The 14,382-nt window shown below is 63.9% G+C and carries 13 protein-coding genes and 1 tRNA gene; 8 read left to right on the top strand and 6 right to left on the bottom strand.

The window, feature by feature from the left end; translation table 11 throughout:
- Window positions 1–22 precede the first annotated feature (22 nt).
- The 5 genes from B7G66_RS00420 to B7G66_RS00400 form a co-directional block, all read right to left on the bottom strand.
- Complete coding sequence (locus tag B7G66_RS00420) at window positions 23–904, bottom strand: pseudouridine synthase family protein (protein WP_003616907.1); 882 nt, start codon at window positions 902–904, stop codon at window positions 23–25.
- On the bottom strand, window positions 901–3,786 hold the full coding sequence (locus B7G66_RS00415; protein WP_003616910.1) for a DNA translocase FtsK: 2,886 nt from the start codon (window positions 3,784–3,786) through the stop codon (window positions 901–903). Before B7G66_RS00415 ends, B7G66_RS00420 begins: the two co-directional genes overlap by 4 nt.
- A 177-nt stretch (window positions 3,787–3,963) precedes the next feature.
- Window positions 3,964–4,539 carry a 16S rRNA (guanine(966)-N(2))-methyltransferase RsmD gene (gene rsmD / locus B7G66_RS00410; protein ID WP_003616913.1) on the bottom strand — a complete coding sequence of 192 codons (576 nt, stop codon included), beginning with the start codon at window positions 4,537–4,539 and terminating at the stop codon, window positions 3,964–3,966.
- A 14-nt stretch (window positions 4,540–4,553) separates the two neighbouring features.
- A complete protein-coding gene (locus B7G66_RS00405) occupies window positions 4,554–5,330 on the bottom strand; it encodes a pseudouridine synthase (protein WP_003616915.1) in 777 nt (258 codons plus the stop codon).
- A complete protein-coding gene (locus B7G66_RS00400; RefSeq protein ID WP_003616918.1) occupies window positions 5,327–6,064 on the bottom strand; it encodes a gamma-glutamyl-gamma-aminobutyrate hydrolase family protein in 738 nt (245 codons plus the stop codon). Before B7G66_RS00400 ends, B7G66_RS00405 begins: the two co-directional genes overlap by 4 nt.
- 525 nt (window positions 6,065–6,589) lie before the next feature.
- Here B7G66_RS00400 and B7G66_RS00395 point away from each other — a divergent pair.
- The 4 genes from B7G66_RS00395 to B7G66_RS00380 all read left to right on the top strand — a co-directional run bounded on the left by B7G66_RS00395 (window position 6,590) and on the right by B7G66_RS00380 (window position 10,766).
- A complete protein-coding gene (locus tag B7G66_RS00395; protein ID WP_048858752.1) occupies window positions 6,590–7,081 on the top strand; it encodes a nucleoside deaminase in 492 nt (163 codons plus the stop codon).
- A gap of 181 nt (window positions 7,082–7,262) precedes the next feature.
- Window positions 7,263–8,828: a Do family serine endopeptidase gene (locus B7G66_RS00390; RefSeq protein WP_040510330.1), complete on the top strand. Its 1,566-nt coding sequence runs from the start codon at window positions 7,263–7,265 to the stop codon at window positions 8,826–8,828.
- A 277-nt stretch (window positions 8,829–9,105) separates the two neighbouring features.
- Window positions 9,106–10,032 (top strand): bifunctional methylenetetrahydrofolate dehydrogenase/methenyltetrahydrofolate cyclohydrolase FolD, encoded by a 927-nt coding sequence (gene folD, locus B7G66_RS00385; protein ID WP_003616926.1) that lies wholly within the window; start codon window positions 9,106–9,108, stop codon window positions 10,030–10,032.
- Complete coding sequence (locus B7G66_RS00380) at window positions 10,032–10,766, top strand: methylenetetrahydrofolate reductase (RefSeq protein WP_003616928.1); 735 nt, start codon at window positions 10,032–10,034, stop codon at window positions 10,764–10,766. The genes folD and B7G66_RS00380 overlap by 1 nt, the downstream gene beginning before the upstream one ends.
- A gap of 272 nt (window positions 10,767–11,038) precedes the next feature.
- Here B7G66_RS00380 and B7G66_RS00375 read toward each other — a convergent pair whose 3' ends face one another.
- Window positions 11,039–11,623, bottom strand: coding sequence for an NUDIX domain-containing protein (locus B7G66_RS00375; protein WP_003616930.1), 585 nt, complete (start codon window positions 11,621–11,623; stop codon window positions 11,039–11,041).
- 228 nt (window positions 11,624–11,851) lie between these two features.
- On the opposite strand from B7G66_RS00375, the gene B7G66_RS00370 reads away from it, so the two are divergent.
- From B7G66_RS00370 to B7G66_RS18910, 4 genes are all read left to right on the top strand, one after another.
- Window positions 11,852–13,048, top strand: coding sequence for an MFS transporter (locus B7G66_RS00370; RefSeq protein ID WP_003616933.1), 1,197 nt, complete (start codon window positions 11,852–11,854; stop codon window positions 13,046–13,048).
- Between the two features lie 50 nt (window positions 13,049–13,098).
- Entirely contained in the window at window positions 13,099–13,683 is a 585-nt protein-coding gene (locus tag B7G66_RS00365; protein ID WP_003616935.1) for an LOG family protein, read from the top strand.
- A gap of 56 nt (window positions 13,684–13,739) precedes the next feature.
- Window positions 13,740–13,816 (top strand) — tRNA-Pro (locus tag B7G66_RS00360).
- A gap of 262 nt (window positions 13,817–14,078) precedes the next feature.
- On the top strand, window positions 14,079–14,382 hold a 304-nt coding region (locus B7G66_RS18910; protein WP_200146815.1), incomplete at its 3' end, for a hypothetical protein.

Here is a 14,382-nt window from a genome sequence, read left to right as displayed (position 1 = left end):
GGGTTCTCCGTAATGGCGCGCGTCAGGGCGTGGTGGCGGGCACGTCATGGCCGGGATGTTGCGCGTGGGTGGGGGCATTGTCCCGCAGGGCCATGGCGGCGGGTGGTTCGGTTATATGCGCTCTGGTTACGGCATGTGTGATGGCCGGCGGACATGCCAGCGTCCATCCCGCCTGTCGTGCGGTCAGGCACATATGGGCTGGTGGCGGGGCGATGGCATGGATGGGTGGGTCAAGGGGCAGGTACAGTTCACGGCTCATCAGATGTAGCGACTTTCCGTCCGCCCGACCATATTGACCATCCCCCATCACCGGGCAACCCAGTGCCGCGCAATGCACCCGTGCCTGGTGGGTGCGCCCCGTCTCCAGCCGCAGTTCAAGCCAGCTTGCCGGGCTGCCATCGGGCATGTGGCCGCGTGCGAGGCACCGCCACGCCGTGCGGGCGTCCTGCCCGTCGGGCGTGATCTCCATCCGCCATTGCCCGCGTTCCGCCCGCCGCAGCAGCGGGGCATCGACCACCCCATGCCCCGCTGTGGGATGGCCATGGGTGATGGCCCAGTACACCTTGGTGGTCCGGCCACTGGCGAAACATTCCTGTGCCGCGATCAGCGCCTGTTTGCGCAATGCCACCAGCAGGCACCCCGATGTGTCACGATCCAGCCGGTGCGCCAGCCATGGCCCGTTGCGATGGCGTGACATCAGGGCGAACGCGTCTTCCACGCTTGGCCCGCCCGCGCGACCCGCATGGGCGGGCAGGCCCGGGGGCTTGTCGATCACGATGAAGTGCCGCGTCCGCAGCAGGACAGGGAAGGGCAGTTCCCCGTCGTTGCGGTCCGATACAGCACGCGTGACAGCACGCGGGGCGGGGGATGTGACGCGGGGGATGGCGGGTCTGCGGGGTTTCATTCGTCGTCGGCGGTCTTGCGCATCAATACCTCGCGACGGCCGACATGGTTGGCTTCGCTGACGAGGCCTTCTTTCTCCATCTGCTCGATGATCTTGGCCGCGCGGTTATAGCCGATCGAAAGATGGCGCTGGATAAAGGACGTGGACGCCTTGCCTTCGCGCGCGACAAGCTCCACCGCCTGTCCGAACAGGCTGTCTTCCTCGTTCCCGCCTGCGCCGCCGCCAATGGCGCGGCCACCCCCGTCCTCGTCCTGGGCGGAGATGACTTCATCGTCATAGATGGGCTCCCCCTGCGCGCGCAGGAAGGCAACCACGGCCTCTACTTCGCTATCATCGACGAAGGGACCATGGACGCGCGTGATGCGGCCCCCCGCCTGCATGAACAGCATGTCACCACGCCCCAGCAACTGTTCCGCCCCCTGTTCGCCAAGGATGGTGCGGCTGTCGAATTTGCTGATGACCTGAAAGGAGATGCGCGTCGGGAAGTTCGCCTTGATGGTGCCGGTGATGACATCGACGGACGGGCGCTGTGTCGCGATGATCAGGTGAATGCCCGCCGCGCGGGCCTTTTGCGCCAGGCGTTGCAGCAGGGCCTCGATTTCCTTGCCCGCGACGATCATCAGGTCCGCCATCTCGTCCACGATCACGACGATATAGGGCAGGGCGTCAAGTGCGAGTTGCTGTTCTTCGAATGTCGGCTTGCCCGTTTCGGGGTCATATCCCGTCTGCACGCGCCGGGTCACGATTTCGCCCCGGGCGCGCGCCTCGGCCACACGTTCGTTATAACTGGCGATGTTGCGGACCTGCAGGTGCGCCATGGCGCGGTAACGGCGGTCCATTTCGCGTACGGTCCATTTCAGGGCCGCGACCGCCTTGGCCGGTTCCGTCACCACCGGCGTCATCAGGTGGGGAATGCCCTCATAGATCGAGAATTCAAGGATCTTGGGGTCGATCAGGATCAGCCGGCACTGATCCGGTGACAGCCGGTACAGCAGTGACAGGATCATGGCGTTCACGCCCACCGACTTGCCCGACCCGGTGGTGCCCGCGATCATCAGGTGTGGCATGGAACCAAGGTCGCTATAGACAGGTTCCCCCGCAATATCCTTGCCCAGCGCGAGGTTCAGGCGCGCGCGGGCATGCACCCAGCGGTCGTCGCGCAGCAGTTCGGAGAAATAGACCGTGTCGCGGCGGGTATTGGGCACCTCGATCCCGATGACATTGCGTCCCGGCACCGTGGCGATACGCACGCTCAGCACCGAAAGGGAGCGTGCGACATCATCCGCAAGCCCGATGACGCGCGCGGCACGGATGCCAGGCGCGGGCATCAGTTCGAACAGGGTGACGACCGGGCCTGCGTGATAGGTCCTGATTTCCCCCTGCACGCCGTATTCGGACAAGATGGTGACAAGGTGCGCGGCGTTCGCCTTCAGCAGCTCTTCCGTCGGGCCGGTGGTGGCATGTGACGGTGGGGGCCGAAGGAGAGAGAGGGGCGGCAACTGCCATGTATGCTGCTGCGGTGCGTCATAGCGTTCGCCCATCGGTGCGGTGGTCGTACCCGTCGGCGGGGCCGCCGGTGGCAGGTCTTCGGACACGGGGGGCGCGGGTGGGCGCGTGGCGCCCCCGCTGAACAGACGTCCCAGCAGGGTTGGTCGTTCGGGTTGTGACGGGGTGTCGATCGGCGGGGCGAATGTCGTCGCCGGTGTGGGCGTGTCCTCGTGCCAGGGGGCAAGGTCCTGCGGTTCCGACGGATTCACCAGCAGCGGCGGGGAAATATCCTCCTCCATGCCTGGCGGATGGACCCAGTTCGTGCCGATCGACACCCGGCCCTGCATGGGGGATGCGGGCAGGCTGGCTGCGGGTTCGGGCTGTGTGGCTGTTTCCCGTGCGGGGGGCAGTGGCGGTGGCGCGGCGTCACGTACGCTTAGCGAGCGTGAGGTCGCAGGTAGCGGCACGGGCGGTGGTGGCGTCATGGCCCGCGCGGGCGTGGTATCGGGTACAGCGGGGGCAGGCGCCTGCACGGGGGCGTGCGTCGTCACGGGATAGGCCGGGTCCGGCGCACGGGGGGCTGCCTCGGGCTCCATGCGGCGGGGAAGGGGGATGTCCTCTTCAGGCAGGGCGTCGGCAAGGCTGTCACGCGCCCGGGGGGGCGCGTCCGTAATGGTGGGGGCAGGGTCGCTGCGCGAGGCCTGCACCCGTGCGCGCATGTTGCCCGCAAGGGTATGCGCCCCGCCCGCAAGGCGGACGGGCTGGCGTCCCACCATGCGCAGCGCGCGCCCGATCGCGCGCCATTCCGACAGTGACAGCGCCAGTGCCAGCGGGATCAGCAGCAGGGCCAGAACAAGGCCCAGCAGCCACATGATGGGCCGTCCCCACGCACCCATCATGCTGACCCCGGCCTGGAGCGCCATATGCGCCAGCGACAGCCCCACCGCCCCACCTGGCCCGGAATCGGCCGGCCATTGCGGATTGGGGACGGCGGGGAACATGATCGGCACGGCCGCCAGCAGGGCGGACAGGACCGGCATCGCCGCCAGCAGCGCGGCCACGCGGATCAGCCCGGAGCCCACGCCATTATGGCGGATGATACGCCATCCCCATGCGATCAGCGCGAGGATGACCAGTGCGCTGGTGACGCCCATGTTCTGCAACAGGAAGTCCGACACATATGCCCCGACCGTGCCCAGCAGGTTGGTGGGGGCCTGCGCGCTGGAGGTATTGGCCGAGGAATCGCGCGGATCATAACTCCACAAGGCGGCTATCAGCGCCAGCGCCAGCATCCACAACGCCACCCCGCCCGTTTCGGCAAGACGCCGCAGCAGCCGGGTCCGTGTGGGGCCGGATGTCAGGGACTCGGGGATGAAACGGCCGGGGATCGCCAAAAATCCGTATCCTGCTTGTGTGGCCATGACATCGCGGCATGCAGGTTGCCGGGGTGTGGCCGTCATGAAAACTCTGGGCGCAAAGGGGCGGGCATGACGCCATGCGCCCACATCCGTGGGACTATAACGCGGCCATGGCGCGTGACAGAAGGGCGGTTGCGCCTTTTATGGACGAAATTATCGTCCCGTGGCGTCCTCGTGCCGCCAGACCGACAGCCGTGCCGCACCATGTTCGCGCTGCGCCAGCAGGCGTTCGGGGGCGACGGGCGGGATTTCGTCGGCGGCTGTTTCCACGATCAGCAGCGCGCCCGGTGCGATCCATCCCCCCCGTTCAAGCGTGGCGAGTGCGGCGGCGGGCAGGTCGCGGCCATAAGGGGGGTCAAGGAACACCAGCCCCGCCGGGGTTGCCGCCTCGCGTGGGGGCAGGCGCGTCATGTTCCATGTCCGGACCTGCGCCATGGGCTGCGCCCCGCACGCGGCGATATTGTCACGCAGGGCCGACAGCGCGTTGCGGTCGCTTTCGATGAACAGCGCCGCCGCCGCCCCGCGCGACAGGGCCTCCAGCCCCAGACCACCGGTGCCGGCGAATCCGTCGAGCACCTGCGCGCCCTCCATCACGTCACGTCCGGCCCATGGCGCATGCATCAACATGTCGAACAGCGCCTGGCGCACCCGGTCGGCGGTGGGGCGTGTGACACGGCCCGGCGGCGCGCGCAGGGCGCGGCCACGGAAACGGCCGGCAACGATCCTCATTCCCGTCGTGCCCGTTACGCCCGCGTGTTGCGGCGCGGGTTGGCAAGGCCGGGCACCTGTTCACGCAGCACCTTGCCGGTCACTTCCTCCAGCTCCTCGCGTTCGAGCGTGCCAAGCTGGAACGGGCCATAAGAGGTGCGGATCAGGCGGCTGACATGCAGGTTCAGTCCACGCATGACCTTGCGGATTTCGCGGTTCTTGCCTTCGCGCAGGGAAACCGTCAGCCACGCATTGTCGCCCCGGCTGGAATCCAGCGCCGCCTCGATCGGGCCGTAATGGACGCCTTCGAACACGCTGCCCTGTGCAAGGTCGGCCAGTTGGTCTTCGTTCACCACGCCAAAGACCCGCACGCGATAGCGACGGATCCAGCCGTTGCTGGGCAGTTCCAGCTTGCGCGCCAGTTCACCGTCATTCGTCAGCAAAAGCAGCCCTTCGCTGTTGAGGTCGAGTCGGCCGACGCTGATGACGCGCGGCATCCCTTCGGGCAGGGAGGCGAATACCGTGGGGCGACCATCAGGGTCGCGATGGGTTGTCACCAGCCCGTCAGGTTTGTGATAGCGCCACAGGCGCGTGCGGTCGGGTGCGGCGATGACTTTGTCATCCACCTGCACGATGTCGCCATCGGACACGAAGGTGGCGGGATGGCGCACGATGTCGCCATTCAGGCGCACGCGCCCTTCCTCGATCATCCGTTCGGCATCGCGCCGGCTGGCGACGCCGGAACGTCCCAGCCACTTGGCGATGCGATCGCCATGCGGCGTGGTGGGGGCGGGGGAGGCGTCTTTTGTCATTCTCTGTGTCTCGAAGCGTCGATCAGGGCATCGAACAGGAGCCGGTCCCCTGTTGAAATGCCGAATTCGGGATGCCATTGCACCCCGATGCAAAAAGGATGGCCCGGCAGTTCCACGGCCTCGATCACGCCATCGGGGGCGACGGCGCTGACGATGGCGCGCCCGGGGGTTGCGACCGCCTGGTGGTGGGCCGAATTGACCGCCATGCGGGTGGCGCGCGTGATATGCGCAAGACGCGTGCCGGGGACGATTGTGACCTCGTGTCCGGCTTCGTCGCGCGGATTGGGCTGTTCATGGGGCAGGGGGGCCGTGATGGTGTCGGGGATATGCTGTATCAGTGTGCCGCCCAGTGCAACCGCCAGTAATTGTTCCCCGCCACATATGCCCAGAATGGGCCGTCCCATCCGCAACGCGGCCTGTACCAGCGCCAGTTCGGCGGCCGTGCGCGTGGATTTCGTGGTGACGGTGGGATGTGGCGCATCCCCGCCATACAGGTCGGGCGCGATATCGAACGCCCCGCCAGTGACGATCAGGCCATCGAGTCGCGCCATGATGGCAGCCGCCCCCGCCGAATCATGGGGCAGCCCGACCGGCACCCCACCTGCGGCCGTGACGGCATCCATGTAGTTGCAGCGTATGGCGTACCATGGATAGCGTGAGTATCCGCCCTGTTGCGGTGGACAGGGCGGTTCGCAATCCAGTGTCACGCCGATCAGGGGATGGGACGTATCCATTCCGTTTCCCTAGAATAATTCGCAAGGAAAGGAAATGCGCCCGCGTCCGTCCCGTGTCGTTTCGTCAGTCCGGGCCTATTGTTGCGCCACGGGTGCGAGACTACAGGAAAGGGGACAGGATTCGGAGCGGCGGACGCCACGGGGGGCATCCGCGATGGCCATGCCTGCAACGATCGCGGCTGTGGTCAAAATCAGCGTAAGCGTATGCATGCCCTTTCTCCCGTGTGCTGTCAGGCGTGTCGTGTGGCCGTGCGATCCGTGCAAAAGCCTGCAGGAATGCGGCGCGGGTACGAGACGCGGTTAAATTCAGGACCCCTGATTACAGAATATTGCAAAACGTAACACCACATAGGTCAATGATGGCAGCACACGTCAGGGAATGTCCATGAAAATGGCGGTTTCCTGACGTTAATGTGCATCGCTGTGGTGTTTTTGCACGGTCATATAACGGTAACATAAACCGGGGCCGACCCGTGCAACGCCGTAATGGCTTGAATGGTTGCGGTGCGGGGGTATCGTGCCGTGATGCCTGCATCTTTCCCCCCCGCTGCCGCCCGTCCCGACGGTGTGGTGGACCCGATGTCCCTTGCCTTTGCCGAGGCGCGCGCCGCCGCCAGCCGGGGGGAAGTGCCTGTCGGTGCGGTGGTTGTCGGCCCCGATGGCGCCATCCTGTCGTGCGCGGGGAACCGGTCGGAAGAATGGCATGACCCGTCGGCGCATGCGGAAATGCTGGCCCTGCGGGAGGCCACGCGGATACGCGGGGGGCAGCGGCTGTCGGACTGCGCCCTGTATGTCACGCTTGAGCCGTGTCCCATGTGCGCGGGGGCGGCGGTGCATTTCCGTATCGGACGCATCCTTTTCGGGGCATATGACCCAAAGGGCGGTGGCGTGGACCATGGGCCGCGCCTGTTCGCCCGTCCCGGCTGCCTTCATCGCCCGGAGGTCATCGGTGGCCTGCGCGAGCGCGAGGCGCAGGACATGCTGCGCGCGTTTTTTCGTAACCGTCGCATGTCCTGAACCATGCGATGCCTCCCCGGTTGTCTCCCGGTCGCTCCTGGGTTGCGTCACGATGCGTAATCTAACGTATCTTTCATGCCATGGTATAAGTGGGGTTGGTTCTCTTGCGTCACAGTGCGGGCGATGGGACTGTAACCCCGGTCGGGACGGCCCAGCCCGACGCAAGCGAGATCAGACCAAGATGTTCAGGGATGCCATGTCAGACGCATTACAGCCGAAAACCGTTTTTCCTCGCCCGGTGCGCGGGGCCTTCCTCGCCACATTGCTTGCCAGCAGCCTGCTGGGTGGGATGGTGGCCGGTGCGCCATGCGCCCGGGCGGATGACAGCGGCGTCATCCGGCCTGATACGCAGGTCCAGCAGCTTCCGAATTTCGTCAACCTCGTCAAACAGGTGAAGCCCGCCGTCGTTTCCATCACCGCCAAGATCCACAATGCCGATATTGGCGAGGACGTGGGTGGCGGTGGCGGCATGCCCGGCGGCTTTCCGTTTCCCTTCCCGTTCCAGATGATGCCGCAGCAACATCATGATGTGGAGGCCCGGGGCTCTGGCTTTGTCATTTCGCCCGATGGGTATGTCGTGACCAACAACCATGTCGTAAAGGGTGCGACGAAGGTGACGGTGACGCTTGATGACGGCACCAGCCTGCCCGCCAAGATCGTCGGTCGTGATTCCAAGACGGACATCGCGCTGCTGAAGGTCACGCCTTCGGGCAAGCTGCGCTTCATCGAACTTGGCGATTCCGACAAGGTGGAGCCGGGGGAATGGGTTGTTGCGGTGGGCAATCCCTATGGCCTGGGCGGCACGGTGACGGCGGGCATCGTCTCTGCACGCGGCCGCGATATTGGCGACGGGCCGTATGATTCCTTCATCCAGGTTGACGCCCCGATCAACCGTGGCAATTCCGGTGGCCCGCTGTTCACGCAGGACGGCAAGGTCGTGGGCGTGAACACTGCCATCCTGTCGCCATCGGGCGGTTCGATCGGCATCGGCTTCGCCATTCCGTCCGACACGGTCAAGAACGTGGTCGAACAGTTGGAGAAGACCGGCCATGTGACGCGCGGCTATCTCGGGGTGACGGCGCAGGTGATCACGCCGTCCATGGCGACGGCGCTGGGCCTGAAATCCGTCAATGGCACGCCGGCCACAGGCGCCCTTGTCGCCAGCGTCAGCGCCGGCAGCCCGGCGGAAAAGGCCGGGATCAAGGCAGGGGATGTCGTAACCGACCTGAATGGGCAGAAGATCGATACCCCCCATACGCTTGCGGTCAAGGTGGCGTCCGTCGTGCCGGGGACCAAGGTAACGGTCGGCTATCTGCGCAATGACAAGCCCCAGACCGCCAGCGTGACCATCGCGAACCTTGGCAAGGGCGGCTCGACCGACGGGACGGTGGGCGATGACCATACCGACGACAAGGGACCGCGCCTTGGCGTCTCGCTTGCGCCGCTGACGCCGGATGCACGCCAGCAGCTTGGCCTTGATGAAAATGTCCATGGCGTGGTCGTCAGCGATGTGCAGCCCGGTTCCTCGGCAGAGCAGGCGGGCATCCATGCGGGCGACGTGATCCAGGCCGTGGGCAACAAGCCGGTGGAAAATCCCCGTGCCACGGTATCCGCCATCCGCCAGGCGCTGGAGACCAATCATTCGGTCCTGCTGCGGGTTGTGCGTAACGGCCAGAGCATTTTCGTCGCGGTGACACCGGGCAGCGATGACGCCGATAACAGCAGTGATGACGATGATGGGCAGTAAGGAAGAGGCTGAAGGTACCTGACTGATAAAAACCAAGGGTCTTTTGCCCGATCTTTCCCACGGAAAGCTTAGGCTACATGATGGCCAAAGACCTTTGTTCTTTTTATCAACGGATTATTTTCAGGCACTGTCCTGATTGTGTGAACCGGGGGCATGTCCCCCGGTTTTTTCATGGCCATGGTCGATATGTGTGCGTGCCATTGCGCCTAAAGGTGATTGTCGCGACCGGACTTCTTGCGTATCTGCTGTGCGTCGTGTTGAAAGTCGCGGAGGCGTTATGACTGGTCCAGTATCATCCGATCCCCAGATCCCCACGCCGGGAGAGGCCCGCCTGATTGATGGCAAGGGCTTTGCCAACCGCCTGACGCAGGACATCGCAGAGGATGTGCGCGCCTTCTATGCCCGCCATCAGGTCACGCCCGGCCTTGCGGTGGTTCTTGTTGGCAATGACCCCGCAAGCGAAGTGTATGTCCGCAACAAGGCATTGCAGACCCATCGCGCGGGCATGCGTTCATTCATGCATATGCTGCCCGAAACCACGTCGCAGGAAGAACTGCTGGCGCTGATCGCACGACTGAATATCGATCCCGAGATCCACGGCATCCTCGTGCAGCTTCCGCTGCCGGGCGACCTTGATCCCGTCGCCGTGACCAACGCCATCGACCCGCGCAAGGATGTGGACGGGCTGGGCGTGGTCAATGCGGGGCGTCTGGCGCTTGGTCTGCCGGGGCTTGTGCCATGCACCCCGCTGGGCTGTCTTTTGTTGCTGAAATCCTATGTTGGGGACCTGCGTGGTCTTAACGCCATGGTGGTGGGCGCTTCGAATCTGGTGGGCCGCCCCATGGCGCAACTTCTGCTGCGTGAGGGGTGTACCGTCACCGTCGCGCATATCGACACGCGCGATCCGCAGGTGCTGGCGCGGCAGGCGGATATTCTGGTTGTCGCGACCGGGTGCAGCGGGTTGGTGAACGGGGCATGGATCAAACCGGGGGCGACCGTGATTGATGTCGGTATTTCGCGCGTACCGGTGGAAAATGGCAAGACGCGGCTGGTGGGGGATGTGGTGTTCGACGAAGCCCGCCATATCGCGGGGCAGATTACCCCGGTGCCCGGCGGTGTCGGCCCGATGACGATCGCCTGCCTGTTGCGCAACACGATGCAGGCGGCGCGTGAACTTGTCGAAGGTGTGGGGGATACCGTGTGATGCAGGTTTCTGTCGAACTGATCCCACGCGATACCGAAACCCTTCTGCGTGACGCGGCGGAGGTGCGGTCGTGCTTCCCCCTTGCGGATATGATCAACATTCCCGACCTGCTGCGCTTTCCCCTGCGGAGCTGGGACGCAGCCGCGCTGGCGCGGCCGCATTTCCCCAATGTGATCCCGCATATCCGTGCCATCGACATCGCGCCTGACGCGCCCCTGCCGGGTGTTGGGCAGGAAGGGCTGGAGGCGGTGTTGGTGGTGCAGGGCGACCCGCCATCGGACCTGCGGCACCTGACCTATCCCAACACGACCGAAAGCATCATCCGCCGGTACTGTACAGAGGCGCCGCACCTGGCGGTCTATGCCGCATTCGACCCGTATCGCCGCGCCCCTTACCGGGAGATGGAGGCCATCGCACGCAAAAAGGAAGCCGGGGCGGTCGGGTTCTTTACGCAGCCGATCTTTGACATGCGCATGCTGGACCTGTGCATGAACTGGCTGCATGGGGAAAATGTGTTCTGGGGCATTTCCCCCGTGGTCGGCCCGCGTTCGCGTTCTTATTGGGAGACGACGAACCATGTCATCTTCCCCCATGATTTCGAACCGACGATGGAGGCGAACATCGCTTTTGCCCGGCAGATGATGCGCACCGTGCGGACACAGGGGGGCAATGTCTATCTCATGCCTCTACGGGTGAACCTGCAGCGTTATCTTGTTCCGCTGTGTGGTGTGTAAGCGGCCGTCTGGCAGGGTATTCCCCCTTTAAACCCGCCGGGATCTACAAACTCTGGCGCACTTCTGTTTCCAGAAACATCGCTATGGCTATTGCATTTCTGAAAAAGGCCACAGTCAGAAATTACAAGGGGTGATTGGAAATGCCCCATTGGGGGAATGGGCAAAGATTTCGGGTATGGTCCTGATAAAAAACAGGAAAAGTTTTTTGGGGGCCGACTTTTTTAAAAAGGCGGCGTTTTCTGTTATCATATGCCTGTCCCGGCGGGGACAGTTCAAATCCAGCCCTGTGCGCGGATCAGGCCAAAGGCGGCGATCGTGACCATGCAGGTGATGCGGCCATCGCGGATCATGGCCTCCATTTCCTCCAGCCTTACCTTGTGACAGGTGATGTCTTCTTCCGTCTCCTCCCGCGCATGTGGCCCCTGTGTCAGGCCGGTGGCGAGATAGGCGCGGCCCTTTTGCGTGGTATATCCCGCGCCCTGGTACATCAGGCCCGCATCGCGCATGTTTTCCGCCACAAGCCCGGTCTCTTCTCGCAATTCTCCGTGCGCCACGTCCTGCGCGCTGGCATCAGGGCGGGTTTCCCACATGCCCATCGGCAGTTCCCACATCCGCTGTTTTATGGGGTAGCGATATTGCTGGACCAGCGTGACGAAGCGTTTGCCGTTCTCTTCCCACAGGGGCAGGATCACGACGAAATCCCCACGTTCGACCACGCCGTACAATCCCTTGCGGCCATTGGGGCGGATGATGATATCTTCCCGCACGCGGGTCCATGGGTTTTCATAGGCAAGGCGGCTCGATACGGTGACAAATCCGCCGGCGTCGGGTGTGGGGTCGGATGGGGTGTCGGTCATGGCATGCGTGCCTGTTGTCTGTTGGCGGGATGACGTCGGGGCAGGTTATATGTTACGCGCCTGCGCTGCCAACCATGACACGCACCGTATCATGTACGTGGGTCACGCGGTTGTATTGCTGTCGTGATGCCTTTTTACTGATATTGCGTCATTGCATTGCCATACTGCCCATATTCACGCGGGCCTGACGGGCGCGCCGTATGTCCCAGCCGGAGTTTCGATCCCATCATGACCCTGCCGCAGACGTCCATGGCGTCACCAACACGGCGGATTCTGGCCGTCGTCCTGTTCAACCTGCTATGTTACATTGATATCGGGCTGCCGATGGCGGTCATCCCGGTTTTTGTGCATCAGGTGCTGGGATATAATACGGTCATCGCGGGTTTCGCCGTATCGTTGCAGTATCTCGCGACCTTCGCCTCACGCGCGTCGGCGGGGCAGGCGGCGGACCGGCGCGGGGCGAAACCGGCCGTAGTGGTCGGGCTTGCGGTCTGTACCCTGTCGGGCCTGATGCTGATGACGTCGGGCCTGCTGCGCCATTATGCAGCCCTGTCGGCGCTTTTGCTGATCTTCAGCCGCGTTTTCCTTGGGGTGGGTGAAAGCTGGACCGCGACCGGCGCGATCATGTGGAATATCGGGCGCGTTGGCGCCACGCGCACGGCGCAGGTGATTTCATGGAATGGCGTGACCTCCTATGGTGGTATCGCGCTGGGTGCGCCCATCGGGCAGATGCTTTCGGGCATGCCGCTGCCTTATGGCGGGCTGGTGCTGGTGGGGGCCCTGTCGGCGGTGCTGCCATTGGCCGGATTCCTGCTGGCGCTGGGATACGAACCCGTGCCCCCCGTCGCGCACAAGGGGCCGCGCACACCATTCAGCACCGTATTCTGGCGCGTTCTGCCCCATGGGGTGGTGCTGGCATGCGGGTCGGTCGGGTTCGGCACCATTTCATCATGCCTTGCCCTGTTTTTCGCACACCAGAACTGGGATGGCGCGGCTGTCGCGCTGGCGGCGTTCGGGATCGTGTTCGTGCTGGTGCGGTTTGTCTTTGCACGCCAGATCGACCGTCGCGGGGGCCTGATCGTTGCACTGATTTCCCTGATTGTGGAGACGATCGGCCTGCTGGTGCTGTGGCGCTGTTCGGGGGTGTTCATGGCCGATGTGGGCGCTGCACTGACGGGGGCGGGGTTCTCGCTTGTGTTTCCGGCGCTTGGGGTACTGGCTGTTGCACGGGTCGGGCCGGAAAATCGTGGCGCAGCACTTGGTGCGTTTTCCGTATTCCTTGATATCGCTGTGGGCCTGTCGGGGCCACTGCTGGGTCTTGTCATTCAGACAATGGGGTATGGCGCGTTGTTCATGGTGTCGGCACTGTTTACGCTGGCGGGTGTCGGGACCACGATCCTCCTGCAACGTCAGGCGCGTGCATGACCGGACGGGCCTGATATCCATCGCCAAGATTTGTGGGAGACTGCTCTGATATGTCCATTTCCTCGGTCGCTGTATTCTGTGGATCGCGCTTTGGCGTGCGGCCTGAATTCCGTGATGCCGCCACGCAGCTCGGCGCGTGTCTGGGTCAGGCGGGGATCCGGCTGGTTTATGGCGGTGGCCATGTCGGCCTGATGGGGGCTGTGGCCGATGCTGCCATCACGTCGGGCGGACGCGTGACCGGGATCATTCCCGCCTTCCTTCATGATCGCGAGGTCATGCATGAAGGAGTGACGGACCTGACGGTCACGACCTCCATGCATGAACGCAAGGCGCTGATGTTTTCGAAATCTGACGCTTTCGTGGTGATGCCCGGCGGCCTTGGCACCTTTGACGAGACGATCGAGATCATGACGTGGCGACAGCTCAGACAGCATGACAAGCCGATTTTCATCGTCAATATCGCGCGCTGGGCCGATCCGTTGCTGGCGATGATCGAGGCGACGATCAAAAGCGGATTCGCAGCCCCGGATGTGCGCCGCCTGTTCTGCGTGGTTGATGATGTCCCCGCCGTGATGCGTGCGCTGCGTGATACGGCGGCCACCGATGGTGGCAACGCCAATGTCGGTCATTTCTGAAAAGACGCGCCCCCCTCTTGCGGAACCCGCCAGACCCCTGTATAGCCGCGTCCAGACGGAGTGTAGCTCAGCCTGGTAGAGCACTGTGTTCGGGACGCAGGGGCCGGAGGTTCGAATCCTCTCACTCCGACCACCCCTGTTTTTACAGGGGGCCGGTCATCTTTCCCGGTCAGGAAATCGCCTTTGGGCGATGTTTCCCCCCAGAAAATCATGCCTGAAATTATTGGATATGTGCCTTCTCGTGCAGGTGGCTGTATCTTCCCATATTGATGCTGACGCACGTGGTTGTACCCATGTCCCATTGCATGGGGGCGGGCGTAACATATCGATAGGATCCAGTGCCGTATGGGGGCGTATTTGTGGGGCATGATGCCCTGGCAAGGGAGGAACTGGGAATGAAGCGCTTTCTTCTGGCTGGTGTTGCGCTGGCCCTGGCCGGGGGCATGGTCGTCGGTGGCCCTGCACCCGCCTATGCCCGTGGTGGCGGGGGTGGCTGGCACGGCGGTGATGGTGGTGGTCGCATGGGCGGCGGCTGGCATGGCGGCGGTGGCAGGTGGCGTAACGTCGATGGCTGGCGTGGCGGCGGTTGGAGCGGTCGCGGCTGGGGCTGGGGCTGGGGTGGCGGTTATCCGATGTCGGGCTGGGGCGGATGGGGATATCCGTACGGCTGGGGTTGGGGCTGGGGTGGGTATGGCCTTG

Origin of the sequence: Novacetimonas hansenii JCM 7643, assembly GCF_000964405.1 — a bacterium.
Classification (GTDB): domain Bacteria; phylum Pseudomonadota; class Alphaproteobacteria; order Acetobacterales; family Acetobacteraceae; genus Novacetimonas; species Novacetimonas hansenii.
The sequence above is the reverse complement of the archived record's forward strand: the minus strand, read 5'-3'. Positions and strand labels throughout refer to the sequence as shown.